Annotated in this window: 11 protein-coding genes and 1 pseudogene; all 12 read right to left on the bottom strand. The window is 38.5% G+C overall.

Going from position 1 to position 16,227, the window contains the following annotated elements; translation table 11 throughout:
- Positions 1-85 precede the first annotated feature (85 nt).
- Positions 86-1,060, bottom strand: a complete 975-nt coding sequence (locus Ana3638_RS08825; protein ID WP_330588027.1) for a substrate-binding domain-containing protein — start codon at positions 1,058-1,060, stop codon at positions 86-88.
- Between the two features lie 23 nt (positions 1,061-1,083).
- Complete coding sequence (locus Ana3638_RS26170; RefSeq protein ID WP_330587948.1) at positions 1,084-1,287, bottom strand: hypothetical protein; 204 nt, start codon at positions 1,285-1,287, stop codon at positions 1,084-1,086.
- Between the two features lie 61 nt (positions 1,288-1,348).
- Positions 1,349-2,344 carry an ABC transporter permease gene (locus tag Ana3638_RS08820; RefSeq protein WP_161837691.1) on the bottom strand — a complete coding sequence of 332 codons (996 nt, stop codon included), beginning with the start codon at positions 2,342-2,344 and terminating at the stop codon, positions 1,349-1,351.
- A gap of 12 nt (positions 2,345-2,356) precedes the next feature.
- Positions 2,357-3,849: pseudogene (locus tag Ana3638_RS08815) on the bottom strand (sugar ABC transporter ATP-binding protein).
- 26 nt (positions 3,850-3,875) lie between these two features.
- The gene (locus Ana3638_RS08810) at positions 3,876-4,859 is read right to left on the bottom strand and encodes an ABC transporter permease (RefSeq protein WP_246240924.1); all 984 of its coding nucleotides are present in this window, start codon (positions 4,857-4,859) and stop codon (positions 3,876-3,878) included.
- Between the two features lie 13 nt (positions 4,860-4,872).
- A complete protein-coding gene (locus Ana3638_RS08805) occupies positions 4,873-6,366 on the bottom strand; it encodes a sugar ABC transporter ATP-binding protein (RefSeq protein WP_161840497.1) in 1,494 nt (497 codons plus the stop codon).
- A gap of 447 nt (positions 6,367-6,813) precedes the next feature.
- Positions 6,814-9,594 carry a substrate-binding domain-containing protein gene (locus Ana3638_RS26160; protein WP_161837689.1) on the bottom strand — a complete coding sequence of 927 codons (2,781 nt, stop codon included), beginning with the start codon at positions 9,592-9,594 and terminating at the stop codon, positions 6,814-6,816.
- A gap of 5 nt (positions 9,595-9,599) precedes the next feature.
- Positions 9,600-11,249, bottom strand: a complete 1,650-nt coding sequence (locus Ana3638_RS08795; protein ID WP_161837688.1) for a response regulator — start codon at positions 11,247-11,249, stop codon at positions 9,600-9,602.
- A 129-nt stretch (positions 11,250-11,378) separates the two neighbouring features.
- Positions 11,379-12,392 carry an aldo/keto reductase gene (locus Ana3638_RS08790; protein ID WP_161837687.1) on the bottom strand — a complete coding sequence of 338 codons (1,014 nt, stop codon included), beginning with the start codon at positions 12,390-12,392 and terminating at the stop codon, positions 11,379-11,381.
- A 197-nt stretch (positions 12,393-12,589) separates the two neighbouring features.
- The gene (gene pfkB / locus Ana3638_RS08785) at positions 12,590-13,525 is read right to left on the bottom strand and encodes a 1-phosphofructokinase (protein WP_161837686.1); all 936 of its coding nucleotides are present in this window, start codon (positions 13,523-13,525) and stop codon (positions 12,590-12,592) included.
- Positions 13,526-13,551: 26 nt separating this feature from the next.
- Positions 13,552-14,601, bottom strand: a complete 1,050-nt coding sequence (locus tag Ana3638_RS08780; RefSeq protein WP_161837685.1) for a galactitol-1-phosphate 5-dehydrogenase — start codon at positions 14,599-14,601, stop codon at positions 13,552-13,554.
- Between the two features lie 5 nt (positions 14,602-14,606).
- Positions 14,607-16,118 carry a xylulokinase gene (gene xylB / locus Ana3638_RS08775; protein ID WP_161837684.1) on the bottom strand — a complete coding sequence of 504 codons (1,512 nt, stop codon included), beginning with the start codon at positions 16,116-16,118 and terminating at the stop codon, positions 14,607-14,609.
- Positions 16,119-16,227: the final 109 nt, after the last annotated feature.

Genomic DNA, 16,227 nt, shown 5'->3' with positions numbered 1-16,227 from the left:
ACTATTTATACGAAAAAGAAGGAGCAGCTTCTATTAAAAGCAGCTCCTTCTTTTTCGTAAGTTTATTCTATTTCAGAAGTAGATATTAGTCATATAAGTTTTGAGCTATTTCTTCACTGGCAATATTATCTTTATTATACCATTGGCATCCTGTATCAACATTGCTTACTGTTTCACCGTTAGCAACCTGTACCAGTAAGTCAACCATTTTCTGACCGATAGATACCGGAGCCTGGGTAACAGCACCATATAAGGTTCCACTGGTTACTGCAGCTTTCAGAACGGAACCGGAGTCAAAACCTACACCGATAATCTGGCCTTCGCCTGTTCCTAAAACACTTAAGTTATCATTAGCTGTAACAACACCCTCAGCTGCTGTCTGGTTAGAACCGAAGATAGCAATTGTGTCTTTTTGATTTAAGATTGTGGATGCTTCGATTGCTGTCAATTCTGTTGTAGTCTGGGAAGGTACTCTGACTTCAATGATAACATTAGCGCTCTTCTCATCTACTACAGGGCTTTTTACATTTTGTACATAATAATCATTACCAACTACAGCCGCTGTTTTACCGTCAGCTGAAAGCTTTGTAATCATTTCATCAATAAATCCTAAACCACGGTTACAGATCGATTCGGACGTAGCATCCTGATTAACAACACCAATTCTAACAGGACCGGACGCATTAGCTACCCTGTCTTTAATACCGTCATACATACCGTCTGCTGCTACTGCACCAGCTTTATAGTTATCGGTTGATGCGTTAGCATATACAGCACCCTCCGGAGCGGCCGGAACACCGGAGTCAAATCCAATAATCGGAATATTAGCGCTCTGAGCTGCTGTGATAGCATCTAAAGCTGCTTTTGTATCAAGGGATGCTAAACCGATTGCTGCAGGTTTTGCATTCACTGCACTATTTAACATCTGTACCTGATCTGCGATATCTGATTCAGAGTTAGGCCCAACCATGTTGATTGTTACCCCTAATTTTTCTGCTTCAGCAGAAGCTCCCTTGTAAACTGCCTGCCAGTAAGTGGACTGGAATCCTTTTGATACAATTTCAAAGTGATAAGCAGATTTTGCTACGATATCACCTGTGGATGATGAATCAGAAGTTGCAGCATCGTCTGTTGTTGCTTCTGCAGTCCCCTCATCAGCGGTTGCTTCCTGAGTTGGAGCTGTTGTTGGTGCTGAATTGTCTGATGTATCAGCTTTTTTCCGCAGCCTGTTAACATGGTTGCTACCATAGCTGCACTAAGTAAACCTACCAAAAATTTCTTTTTCATTTTTGAACCCTCCATTATTTTTCATTTATTTATGAACCGCATACGCGTTTACATAACATGTTTATTTGTCTTTTCTTTTTAATACATCAATTAGAACTGCGCTTAATAATATAACACCTGTAATAATCTGCTGCCAGTTAGCCTGCAAACCGATATAGGGAAGTCCTGTTTTTAACATTGACATTACAAATACACCAAGTAATGCGCCGACAATCGAACCGGATCCGCCGGTTGTGGATACACCACCGATTATTGCACCACCGATAGCATCTAATTCCAAACCTGCTCCGGTACCAGGATTAATACTGGTAAAGGTTGCTGCGTATGCGATTCCGGCTAAACCTGCAAATAAACCGGATAAAACATAGGCAATAATAAGATATTTTTTAACATTAACACCGGAGAGCCTTGCTGCTTCTTTATTACTTCCGATTGCAATAATATAGCGGCCAATCTTAGATTTATTTAAGATGATCGACATAATTATAATTAATACAATTATCAGCAGGAAACCTACCGGATATTTCATAGTACCGATCTTGAGTTTAAAAATACTTCGAAACCATGCTCCGTCCGTACCAGCCTGGGGCCAGGGAATACCAAAACCACCGGAACAAAGGGAACCTAACCCTCTGGTTATCATCATGGTACATAAGGTTGCAATAAATGGCGGCAAATTCATAACTGCTACTAAAATACCATTTAATAACCCAATTAAAACACCAAACAGAATCGCTACCAGCATCCCAAGTACAACCGGCCAGTGTTTATAAACAACCAGATAACCACCGGCAATGGAATAACATACAAGTCCGGTACCGATTGATAAGTCAACACCGCCTGTAATCAAGGTAAAGGTTACACCAATTGCCATTAAAGTAATGTAATAGGAATAATCCATAATACTCAAAACCGTAGAATACTGTCTAAATGACGGACTTGCTATACAAAAGAATGTAAACAGGGCAATAATGATAATTAAGACAATCGTTTTTTGTGTACCCATCTTTCTGACAAACGGATTATTCGTTACTATATTTCCATTTTTATTTGACATCACTTTCTCCTCCTAACTTCTGAGCGTTGCCGCATTCATAATCTTTTCCTGTGTCGCTTCCGCTATATCAATTTCACCGGTTTTCTTTCCTTCACACATAACTACGATACGGTCACTCATTCTTAATATTTCTGTCATCTCAGAAGAAATCATGATGATTGACTTTCCTTCTGCAACCAACTCATTCATCAGATGGTAAATCTCATTTTTTGCTCCTACGTCAATTCCTCTTGTTGGTTCATCAAATATCAGGATGTCACAGTTTCTTACAAGCCATTTCGCAATTACCACCTTCTGCTGGTTACCTCCTGACAGGTTTACTACCAGCTGGTCCGTACTTGGAGTTTTTGTCTTTAACTGTTCAATATATTTCTTGGTCACTTCTTTTTCTTTTTCTTATTGATAAAGATTCCTGACATGAAGTTATCTAAGGCTGCCATGGTGGTATTCTCCGCTACGGTCTTTTGTACTACGATACCGTAACGTTTCCGGTCTTCTGATAAATAACCGATTCCATTGGCTACCGCATCCATAGGGGACTTGATATCTACTTTTTTACCATTAATATAGATATCTCCGCTCTCAATCGGATCTGCTCCAAACAGTGCTCTTGCTGTTTCTGTTCTTCCCGCTCCCATCAGTCCGGAGAAACCTAAGATTTCACCTTTGTGCAGTTCAAAGCTTACATCCCGTACCATTTTTCCTGCATTCAGATGTTCTACCTTTAGTACTACCGGTGCATCTTTCGAAACATTGCTTTCTGTTTTCGGATCTTCATAGATCACACGCCCTACCATCATGTTAATAATGTCATTTTTGGTAGAATCTTTGGTAATCAGAGTTCCTACATATCCGCCGTCACGCATTACCGTTACACGATCGGTTATGACTTTGATTTCATCCATTCGGTGGGAAATATAAACGATTCCCAATCCCTTGCTTCTAAGATCCTTAATAATCTTAAACAGTTCGTCTATTTCAGATTCTGTCAGTGCGGCGGAGGGCTCATCGAATACAATAACCTTTGCATCATGGGAAATAGCTTTTGCTATTTCGCACATCTGCTGTTTTCCTACCGTCAGCTTGTTCATTTTTTCGTTGGGATCTATATTAATATTCAGTTTATCAAATAGTTTTCCAGCTTCTTCATTCATCTTGGCATCATCAATCAGTTTACCTTTCATGAACTCTCTGCCAATGAATATATTCTGTGCCACGGTAAGGTGGCCCATCATGTTAAGCTCCTGGTGTACGATTACAACGCCTGCATCCTGTGCTTCCTTCGGGTTAGCAAATTCCAGTTCCCTGCCTTCATAGGTTATAGTTCCGGAATCTTTCTTATAGATGCCGGTCAGTACTTTCATCAGTGTTGATTTTCCGGCTCCGTTTTCACCCATAAGTGCGTGAACTTCGCCTTTTTTTACCTCAAAATCCACATGATCCAACGCATGCACGCCTGGGAAAGATTTATCTATCCCTTTCATTGTTAAAATTACTTCGCCCACGTTTTCACCTATCTATCCTTTCCTGATTAATTTCTTCTTCTCTTGGACATAGCATCCATATATACGGCGATTATAACTATAATACCTGTAATTACTAACTGATAATCCTTTGTAAAGCCCATTGCCAGGATACCTTCCTGAAGTAATGCGATAATCATGGTACCGATAAAAGTACCTCCGATAGATGCAATACCACCTGCCATAGAGGTTCCGCCCATTACTGCAGCTGCAATTGCTTCATTGTTATACTGATCACCAAGACCCGGCTGAATCGTTGTGTAGGCACCTACAAAGAATATTGCCGCTATACCGACCAATACACCGCAGATCATGTATGCCATCATTTCCCACTTCTTTACATTAACACCGGATAAACGAACTGCTTCTCTGTTACTGCCGATACATAATATATTACGTCCTATTTTTGTCTTATTTAAAATTATTGCGCAAATGACAGCAGTTATACCTAAAAAGATAAGTCCTGTTGGTACATCCACCCCACCGATATTTGCTTTAACAAGATAACGGTACCAGCCATTCGCTTCTGAAGCCTGAGGCCAGCTTACGGATTGGGTTTTTGTGAAAACGGATCCGACACCCTTTGATATCTGCATGATTGCCATGGAGGTAATGAAAGGAGGGATACGGAAATATGCAACCATATATCCATTTAATGCTCCAAAAAGTAAAGCAACCAGTATACTTACGATTAAACAGGGAATCAACGGCCAACCGCTTTTGGTCAGTAACTGCCCTGATACTAATGCCGCACAGAACATAACCGGTCCGATGGAGAAATCAATTCCCCCGGTACCAATAACAAAAGTTACACCCAATGCAAGGAATCCTAAGAAATATGCATAACTTAATGCACTTAATATTCTGGAGTAACTAATAAATGTCGGACTAACTATAGCAAATGCAAAATACATCAAGATTAAAACGAAGCACAGCACCAGCTTATTAAATCCAATTTTTTTAACCAATGCATTGTTTTTAATTTTTTCCACTTCTTCTTTCCTCCTAGTTTCTAAGCGTTGCCGCATTCATAATCTTTTCCTGTGTTGCTTCCGCTATATCTATTTCACCGGTTTTCTTTCCTTCACACATAACTACGATACGGTCACTCATTCTTAATATTTCTGTCATCTCAGAAGAAATCATGATGATTGACTTTCCTTCTGCAACCAATTCATTCATCAGATGATAGATCTCATTTTTTGCTCCTACGTCAATTCCTCTTGTAGGTTCATCAAATATCAGGATGTCACAGTTTCTTACAAGCCATTTCGCAATTACCACCTTCTGCTGGTTACCGCCTGACAGGTTTACTACCAGCTGGTCCGTACTTGGAGTTTTTGTCTTTAACTGTTCAATATATTTCTTGGTCACTTCTTTTTCTTTTTTCTTATTGATAAAGATTCCTGACATGAAGTTATCTAAGGCTGCCATGGTGGTGTTTTCCGCTACGGTCTTTTGTACTACGATACCGAAACGTTTCCGGTCTTCCGATAAATAACCGATTCCATTGGCTACCGCATCCATAGGGGACTTGATATCTACTTTTTTACCATTAATATAGATATCTCCGCTCTCAATCGGATCTGCTCCAAACAGTGCTCTTGCTGTTTCTGTTCTTCCCGCTCCCATCAGTCCGGAGAAACCTAAGATTTCACCTTTGTGCAGTTCAAAGCTTACATCCCGTACCATTTTTCCTGCATTCAGATGTTCTACCTTTAGTACTACCGGTGCATCTTTCGAAACATTGCTTTCTGTCTTCGGATCTTCATAGATCACACGCCCTACCATCATGTTAATAATGTCATTTTTGGTAGAATCTTTGGTAATCAGAGTTCCTACATATCCGCCGTCACGCATTACCGTTACACGATCGGTTATGACTTTGATTTCATCCATTCGGTGGGAAATATAAACGATTCCCAGTCCCCTGCTCCTTAAATCCTTAATAATCTTAAACAGTTCTTCGATTTCGGATTCTGTCAGTGCTGCGGAGGGCTCATCGAATACGATAACCTTTGCATCATGGGAAATAGCTTTTGCTATCTCGCACATCTGCTGTTTTCCTACCGTTAGCTTGTTCATTTTTTCGTTGGGATCTATATTAATATTCAGTTTATCAAATAGTTTTCCAGCTTCTTCATTCATTTTGGCATCATCAATCAGTTTACCTTTCATAAATTCCCTGCCAATGAATATATTCTGTGCCACAGTAAGGTGGCCCATCATGTTAAGCTCCTGGTGTACGATTACAACGCCTGCATCCTGTGCTTCCTTCGGGTTGTTAAATTCCAATTCCCTGCCTTCATAGGTTATAGTTCCGGAATCTTTCTTATAGATGCCGGTCAGTACTTTCATCAGTGTTGACTTTCCGGCTCCGTTTTCGCCCATAAGTGCGTGAACTTCGCCTTTTTTTACCTCAAAATCCACATGATCCAACGCATGCACGCCTGGGAAAGATTTATCTATCCCTTTCATTGTTAAAATTACTTCGCCCACGTTTTCACCTTCCTTTTGGTCTATTCTTTCAGGCATTTCTCAGTCTCTTAATATGTAAATATTATATAATCAATTATTCAATTATTTAATAGAATATCTTTTTAAAAATAGTTAAAATTCTACTGACTGTATAAAAATTAACCATAAAATTGACCATTATGGAAACTCTTTTCATTCAAAATTCTCTTATCGGCTTTCATCCATACCTGTTACGTATAAATTACCTGTGAAATAGTTACAGTTCAGCCTTACGGCTGCCCTGACACGGAATAAAAAAAGAAGCTATTGCAAACGACTGATAAATGGTTTGCAAAACTTCTTTCATATTAGATATTAGTTTGCAGGTCTAAAATGATAAAATCAGCTCAAAGCAAATATAGGAAAAATAATCATAACCACTGCTTTCTCAAGGTCTGAAACGCTGATTTTATCATGTAAACCAATTCCTTACTCCCCCCAGAAAGGGAATAATAATTTCTGGTTTTCTTCCGTATACATATTATCCTTCGTAATTAATTGCGAGCCGGAATCCACATTTTGTTCTACTTTTTTACCTTTGACCAATTTCACTGCTTCTTCAATTCCGAGATAACCCATATTAAACGATTTTTGGATAATAATTCCCTGGAAGACTCCTTCTTCTAACAGTTCAATTTCTTCAATAGAACTGTCAAATCCTATTACTTTTACTTTCCCCGACAGGCCAAGCCTCTTGATTGCCCTGGCCGCACCGACGGATGAATATTCATTTAATCCCGCAATCATAGTAATATCCGGATACTCTTTTAATAAATCCATGGTTAAATTATATGCTTTGCCGAACTCGGAATCACAGAACACGACATCCACTATTCTTTTTTCATCGGACCCCAATCCAAAACGAAGTCCCTTCTCCCTCTCAATTGCCGTGGATGCCGTTTTTACATGCCCCACAATAGCAATTTTAGTATCCTTATTTACAAATGTTTTCATAAATTCGCCCATTTTTTTACCTGCCAGATAGTTATCCGTTGCAACAAGAGCATCCTGGACATTCTCATTTACGGTGGAATCAATGAAAATAAGCTTTATTTTATTCTTAACGATTTCTTTTGCCATCGCAGTCGTTTCGGAATAATCGGCAGGGGATAGGGCAATAGCATCCGGGTTTTGCCTGATGGCCCAGTCAATCAGTTCATTCTGTCTTTCGTAATCTTCTTCCGCGTCGGGAGCTACAACATTTAAATCAACATTGAACTCCTTGGCAGCCATTTCGGCTCCTCCTATTAAAGCAGACCAGAATTCGTTGGTATCATCAATAATTTTCGGTATATATATAATTTTAATCGGTTCTTCCGTTCCTAAGCTATTCTTCACTATTTTATAAATACCGGGTACTAAAATACAGAGCGATAATACGATAATCAAAATTAAAATTTTATAGTTTTTCATTATTATCCCCTGTACTTTTCCTTTTGGAATTGTGATGGTGGCTGTTGTTCCTTCACCAGGAAAACTTTCATACGAAATTCCGTAGTTCTTGCCGTAATACAGCTGAAGTCTCATCTGTACATTAAAAACACCAACTCCATTTGATTTATGGTTATGCTTATGCTCATCAAATATATGAGCCAGAACTTCATTAGACATACCTACACCATTGTCAATAACTTTAATTATAATATTATTTCCTGCAGAATATCCCCGGATACGGAGCAGGCACATCGTTTCTTTACATTTAATTCCATGATAAATTGCATTTTCAACGATTGGCTGAAGTACAAGTTTTACAATCTCGTATTGGTAAATATCTTTGTCCACATCAATTTCATATTCCAATTTATCCTTATACCGCATCTTTTGTATCGTTAAATAACTTATTATATAGCCAATTTCCTGCTCAATTTTAAGCACCTCATTCTCGTTGCTGATACTTTGCCGTAATAATTTTGCCAGGGAAGAGGTCATAAGTACAACTTCTTTGTTTTTATTACTTTCTGCCATCCAGATAATGGAATCCAGTGTATTATAGAGAAAATGCGGATTAATTTGGGATTGCAAGGCTTTTAATTCACTTTTTCTTTTTTGTTTCTGCTCATAGATATTTTCTTCCATTAATTTTTTTATTTCAGCTGTCATAATATTAAAAGACTTACTTAAACTTCCAATCTCGTTTTCTGAGGTTACTTCAATGTTGGCATTGTCAAAATGCCCTTTCTCGACTTCTTTCATGGAATCCTTCAGTTTTTTAATCGGTCTGGTAATTCTGGTAGAAACAAATGCAGAAATGATCATTGCCGCAGCAAGTAAAATAAAAGCCACCACAATATATAAAATCTGTGTCTGGGTTTTGTTTTTCATCAATTCCGATTCATATACTACACCAACTATGGTCCACCCTGTTTTTTTGGAGGTGGAAATAGTATAAAGTTTACTTTCATCTCCTTCATCCGTTACGAAATAATTAGTCTTATTATTTAAAACCTGCTCTACCCGTTCGGTTTTCAGCCCGCTGTAAAGCAGCTGCTGCTGGGGATGATAGATAATGTTGCCGTCCCGGTCCAGGATAAATACATATCCCTTTTCTCCAAGACTATTGTTTTCGCACATGTCGCTGATTACGTTATAATTAAGATCAATAAAAAATACCCCTGACTCTTTATTGTTTTTTGCGTTTTTTATACTTTTACTTAAGGTTATAACCCATTTATAATTATTTTTAATGACATTTTGTACATGGGAGGAAGATAAGGCAGTTTTATCCGGATATAAAAAAGCATAGCGGTACCAATCAAGATTAAAAAGAGAAACAAACTCATTCAGCATGTCCGTACCGTCATTGATTATATATCTCCCATTACTGGAGATTACCGCAATATTACAGATATCATGCCTTGCTTCCATAATTGTATTAAACTGATCTAAAATAGCCGTAATAAAAAGTGATTTCTGATCATTAGATAAATTATCATCAAATAAATAGTCTTTTACATTATCATTATTTGTAACTAAGGATGAGATGTTTTCCATATAATTGATATAAGAATCTATATCTGCGTTAACCTGCTTAATTAACTGTGTGGTATTGTCGATGGAATTTTCAAGTACGGTATCTTCGGTATAATTTAATGATATCAATAAAAATATCAGTAATGAAAAAACAATTAATGCAGAAAAGGAAAACAATATGGTAAGGCGAATGCTTTTAAAATGATGTAATAATACATTCTTCTTACTTTCTTTCTTCAAATTAGTTACCTCTTCTCCTTGGCATATTCAGACGGAGTCTTTCCTGTCATTTTTTTGAATGCAATACTGAAATAGTGGGGATCACTAAAACCTACTTTTTCAGCTATTTCATAGTTTTTAAGATCTGTGTTTTCCAATAGTTCTTTTGCTTTTTGCATCCTGGTTCGGATGAGCACTTCCATAAATGTTTCTCCGGTCGCACTCTTAAAAATAGTGCTGAATCTACTGGCACTTATACTAAGATAGGAACAAATGGAATTAAGGTTTAAGTCTTTATCGGCATAATTCTTCTCTATATAGTCCATAGCCAATAAAGCTTGCTTTTTACCGCCGATATTTTTCTGAATATCTATTTCATTTGTTGCCTTATAGCAATAGTTTTTAAGTAATTCCATTGCTTTCCCCAGTGTTTTTGAATTTGCAATATCTGTCAATATTTGATTTCTCATGATATATAACTGGTTTTCCTCTAACTCAGAGGCTTTTAATGTATTATTTATGGCTAAAATTATCTGCTGCAGAGATAAGTCGATTCTATTTTTATCTGCCAACGACCTTTTTATCGTATCTTCAATTTTATTTAAAATGTCATCTATACTTAGATTATCTTTCATCTTTATAGCTAATATCAGGGAATCAATCTTGTCTTCCAGCATTATTTCCTCATTTGATTTTTGATTTCTTATAATATCTTCCGTGTCAATAATACTGCTTTTCCCAAAAAGATATTGATATTTCATGGAATATTCCGCTTCCTCATAAGATTTATGGATATCCTTAGAGTCTTTTACATCTCTTCCGATACCAATGGTAACTCCAAGATTCATAAATTGCTTGATTTTACTGCTTATTTCCATACAAACATTTTTTACTTCCTGATGGGAGGCTTTCGGTTTATTCGTCTTAAACAGCATAAAAACTCTGTTATCATTACCAAGGCAGGCAAGCCCAACCTGATATTGGTCTAATATCTCGTCACAGATATTGTATGTGGCAAATGTCATTAAGGAACTAAATTGTTTATTTTGTTCCTCATCCTTGTTAAGATCGGAATCAAATTCAATTTCAACAATAGCCACTCTATATTCGGAAGCATCTAAAATAATATTATTTTCCAGAAGAGCTTTCTCGTTTTCTTCAACAGTTTTACTGCCTTTGATTAAATCATCCATTACTTTGGATTTAATTAAAAGTTTATTTTTATTGTAGCTTTCATTTAATCTTACAAATTTTTCCGTTTCCTGTTTGTTTTTATCCATTTTATCTTTTAAATCCGTTAAGATTTTGGATAATTCAGAAGCGGTGACCGGTTTTAGGAGATATTCTTTCACATTATATTTTATTGCTTTTTTTGCATATTCAAAATCATCAAAACCACTGAATATAATTATATTTATATTTTTTAAATGATTGAAGATGAATTCACTTAATTCCATACCATCCACATATGGCATACAGATATCAGTAAGAACAACGTCAACTGAATTTTTCTCCAGAAAATCAATTGCTTCTTTTCCATTCTGACAGCTTCCTGCGAGTTCATACCCCAATTCGTCCCATTTTATATTTTCACTAATAGCCTCTCTTACAAGCACTTCATCATCAACTAATAATACCCGGTACATGGCTTTCACTCCCATAATTATTTTAGCCAAAAAGCTGCTGCAAAAGCTTAGAATTAATTAATTTGCACAAACCGCAAACTGATATTTTAAGATTTTTGCAACAGCCTAATATATTGTCAATTACTTTAAGTTAACATTTTGCAACGATACAATCAATTATTATTTTGTTATAGTACCGTCTAAATCCCAAAGGTCTTCCCAATCATTTGCACCTTCCCATAAGAAAACCTGGCCTTTGATTAATCGGTTATTTTTATCAATGGATTTTAAAACAGCCATTTCTTCATCTGTTAAAGGATCTTCTGTTGTACATTTTAAATTACTTACATATTCATTCTCATGAATAGAAAATGGGATCGGGATCTGCCCTCTTTGTACTGCCCATTTTAAGCAGATTACCGCCGGATGCACATTATGTGCTTTCGCAATTTCCACTAATTCCGGTACCTGAATATCCGCAACGTCATCCGGAGTTTTGTCACGGTCCGGTCTGGTAGGAGAACCAATAGGACAGAAACCGATTGGCTGGATTTCATGTGCGATACAGTAATCAAATAATTCCGGCTGCTGGAAGCATGGATGTAATTCCATTTCTATTGCTACCGGTTTAATCCTGCAAAGAGGAAGTACTGCCTCTAATTTAGGTATGGTCATATTGGACATACCGATGTATCTTACAAGACCCATATCAACTAATTTCTCGCATTGCCTCCAGGTATTCATAAATTCATCTACGCTGAAAGGTTTTGAATTTGGATTACGGGAATCTCCGTCACAACCCGGTGCATGATAATTTGGAAATGGCCAGTGAACAAAGAAAAGATCGATACAATCTAAATGTAAATCTCTTAAGCTTTTCGCACAGGAGAGGAGTACATCACCTTTTCCGTGCATATCATTCCATACTTTTGTCGTAATAAATAATTCTTCTCTTTTTACGGTTCCTTTGTCAAATGCTGCCTGGAACACTTCACCTATCAGGTCTTCATTCCCATAAACTGCCGCGCAGTCAAATAAACGGTAACCCACTTCAATTGCACCGGCTACTGCTGCGGAAACCTGATCCGGTGTGAAACGGTCGGAACCGAAAGTTCCCATTCCAATACCCGGTATATATTCGCCTGTATATAATTTTCTCTGAGGTACTGATTTTGGATCAATAAATGCTGTCATATTATATTCTCCTTATTTTTAAATTTTATTAGTCTAAGCGGTTATTCACAATCCGCTACGCTACCCGGCTCATAACCTTATACCTGCTTTGCAGGTATTTCAGTCGGAACCATAAACTCCGACTGAAACAAGTAAGTCCCTAACCCACCTCTTACGTTCCACTAAGAAGCGGGAACTTACTTGTAAGGTTAAATTAATCAATAAATTAATTTTTCCACTTTAATCTGCGGCAGTAATTCCTGCATATCTTTAGTCATAAAAAATCCGGTTTCCATACGTTTTGCATTCGCCGCTGAAATCGCACTGGCAAGCTTTATGGTTTCTGTCATAGATAATCCTCTTGAGAATCCAACTGCAAAGCCTGCTATCATAGAGTCCCCGCATCCTACTGTGTTAACCGCATCAATCTTAGGTACAAAAGCCCTGTATACGCCTTCTTCACAGGCAATCAGGGAACCATCGGAACCACAGGATATTACCACTACTTCTATTCCTGATTTATTGATGTCTACGGCTGCTTTTATTAAATCTTCCTGGTTGTTTAATTCCTTCCCGGTTAACATTCTGATTTCATCCATATTGGGTTTTATCATGGTAGGTTTTGCCTCAAGGGATTCCTCCAGTAATTTCCCGCTGGTATCCAGAATTACTGGTTTTTTATGCTCTTTTGAAATCTTAATCATTTCTTTGTATAACGAGCCGTCCATCCCTTTTGGAACGCTTCCGGAAATAGCTACAACCGAACAGGAGTCAATGAGTGAAAGAAACTTTTTTAACATTTCTTCTTCATTTGCATCTGTTATAAATACTCCAGGTTCCAGGAACTCTGTCTGGGTATGATTTGTTTCATCGTAGATGTTAATACAGGATCTGCTTTCTCCGCTGATATGCACAAAGTCACTTTTAATATTAAGCCCATCCAGTGCTTCTACAATATAATCACCTGCATGTCCGCCGACAAACCCGGTTGCCGTTACTTCTTCACCCGCAATTGCTGCAACCCTGGATACATTTAATCCTTTTCCTCCGGCGGAATAAGTACATTCTTTTACTCTGTTTACACTGCCGGTCTGCAAATTCTCTACGACATACCTTTTATCTATCGCTGCATTTAGGGTAACTGTTAAAATCATATCTGTATTCCTTTCTATGCCGTACGCTATTCTTCATTTACCAGCAGAATTTTACCGTTTACCGCACCAGGCACCTTAAATAACTGAAATGCCTCCTGTGCTTTGCTCATTGGGTATTTTCCTGCGATTAAATCCTTATCAAATTTTAACTGTCCCGTTGCATAATAATGGGCAGTCAACTCCCATTCTTTTCCCGGGAACGGCGCACTGTAAGACATCCAGGAACCGGTTAATTTAAATTCCTTACGATTCATGTTTTCCCACAACTTCTGTGAAAATTCTAAAGTAACATGGGGAGTACCGATAAAGCAAACGTGGGATTTGTTAGCTGCTAATTCAAATGCCATATACATGGTCGGGGCTGCCCCTGCTGTTTCAAAAACATAGTCGTAACCTTTCCCGTCTGTATATTCCATCGCTTTTTCCATGAAACCTTCTTCCGTAGTATTCACCACTTCATCCGCACCAAGCCGTTTAGCAAGTGCAAGCCTTTCGTTGTTGATATCAAATACTACCACTTTCCTGGATCCATAGATTTTTGCCCACTGCATGGTGAATAAACCGATGGTTCCTCCGCCTAATATGGCAACATTTTTTCCACCCTGATAATCATTCTGCAGCAGTCCATGGAGAGCTACGGTAGAAGGCTCAAACATAGCACCTTGTTCAAAAGAGATACTTTTATCAAATACCACTGCATTTCTTTCGGGTATTACTACATAATCCGCATTACTCCCCTGTTCTCTGGAACCAATAAAACTGTAATGTTTGCACAGGGAATAGTTTCCGTTCTGACAGTCATCACAGGTCAAACAAGGAAGCAGCGGCGCACCGGAAACCCTGTCTCCGACCTTAACTTTTGTAACACCCTCACCAATCTCTACAACCTCTCCGGAAAACTCATGTCCTAATACAATAGGGTAAAAATGGACACCGTTATGCAATACTCTTGGAATATCGGAACCGCAGATACCGGAAGCTTTTACTTTAACTTTAACCGTACCGGGTTTTGTTACCGGTTCTTCATAATCCAAATATTGTACATCTTCATTTGCTACGACTACAGCTGCTTTCATTTACCTTACCTCTCCTTCATGGTGTTTTTTAAATTATGATACAGTTCCAAATATGTCTTATATCTTTCCTGATATATCTTATAATTCTCCATATTTGGTTCATGATACCTTTTTACTTTAACCGTCATTTCTACCGCTTCTTCAAAATCACGGTACATTCCCACGCCGACACCGGCCAGAATAACCGCTCCCAGGGTGGTTGCCGTATCGGAAGACGGAACGGCAATCGGCTTACCGGTTATATCTGATTTTATCTGCGTCCAAATCCGGGAATTGGCCGCTCCGCCCATAGCCTTTAATTCGCCCACCTGTGCACCGGCAGCCGCTGCAACGTCCAGATTATGCTTTAGGGAAAAAGCTACTCCCTCCATTGCCGCTCTTACGAAATGCCCTTTGGTCTTACTGTAATCCAGTCCGTAATATACGCCTTTCGCATTCACATCCCAGATTGGTGACCTTTCCCCCGCCATATACGGTAAAAAGACCATACCGTTACAGCCTGGATTTACTTTGGCTGCGGATTCATCCAATAGAGCCAGAGAAGATTTTCCGGTATTTTTCCCCACTTCTCTTTCATAATCGGCAAATTCTTTCTCGAACCATCTCATCACACCACCGCCGCCGGTAGTGCCGCCCTGCAGCAGCCATAAATTCGGTACTACATGAAAACTGAGAATCAGACTGGGATCTGCACTGTATTCCTTAAGACAGATGCTCATTCCGCCGGCCTGGCCTCCCTGTTCCTGTGTCTCATAGGGGTGAATAACTCCTGCTCCAAGTGTTCCGCAGGCTGCATCCAAACCACCGGCTACAACAGGAGTTCCTGCTGCCAGACCGCTTAATCTGGCCGCTTCTTCCGTCACATGGCCAACCACCTGATGACAGTCATAGATTTCCGGCAGAAAATGAAATGGAATTCCAAGTTTCTTACACATATCTTCATTCCAGGTTCCGGTGTGCATATCAAAACAGTGCAATCCATAACCCTGGGATTTTTCCTGGCTTAACACTCCGGTCAGTCGGTAAACGATAAAACTGTTTGATTGTAATATTTTATAAGTCTTTTCATATACCTCAGGAAGATTTTCTTTATACCACAATATTTTTGCAGTGGTATAAGAAGGCTGAAGAGAATTGCCCGCCAGATTAAATATAGCGTCGTCACCGATTTCTTTATTCAGACGTTTACAGATGGCATCTGCCCTGGTATCCATCCAGATTGGCGTGTTTGTAAGGACTTTTCCTGTTTCATCAATTGCAATAGCCGACCAGCTCTGTCCGTCAACACCAATACCAGCGATCTCTTCTTTCTCAATACCTGCTTTTTGAATAGTAGTATTTATGGTTTGATAAATTGCTTCCCACCATTCATCCGGATTTTGTTCCGCATAACCCGGTTTTGGATAATAAACCGGATAATCTCCGTTTTCACTGGCTAACACTTCACCCTGCTTGTTAAAAATTGCTATCTTGCAAGCACTTGTTCCAATATCGATTCCAAGTAAGTATTTCTTCACACTAATCCTCCCTGCTGCCAACACGCCGCGGATTTAGGTATCAGCTTTACCGGCAGCTTCTCAAAATCGTAACGTTTCGCCTTTAATTAAAATTAACTACACTTAAATG

Source organism: Anaerocolumna sedimenticola (assembly GCF_009931695.1).
Classification (GTDB): Bacteria; Bacillota; Clostridia; order Lachnospirales; family Lachnospiraceae; genus Anaerocolumna; species Anaerocolumna sedimenticola.
The sequence above is the reverse complement of the archived record's forward strand: the minus strand, read 5'-3'. Positions and strand labels throughout refer to the sequence as shown.

Bases quoted from the DNA above. Each gene is read 5' to 3' on its own strand.
- Ana3638_RS26170 (WP_330587948.1), bottom strand. From the start codon at position 1,287: ATGAAAAAGAAATTTTTGGTAGGTTTACTTAGTGCAGCTATGGTAGCA.
- Ana3638_RS08820 (WP_161837691.1), bottom strand. From the start codon at position 2,344: ATGTCAAATAAAAATGGAAATATAGTAACGAATAATCCGTTTGTCAGA.
- Ana3638_RS08790 (WP_161837687.1), bottom strand. From the start codon at position 12,392: ATGACAGCATTTATTGATCCAAAATCAGTACCTCAGAGAAAATTATAT.
- pfkB (WP_161837686.1), bottom strand. From the start codon at position 13,525: ATGATTTTAACAGTTACCCTAAATGCAGCGATAGATAAAAGGTATGTC.
- Ana3638_RS08780 (WP_161837685.1), bottom strand. From the start codon at position 14,601: ATGAAAGCAGCTGTAGTCGTAGCAAATGAAGATGTACAATATTTGGAT.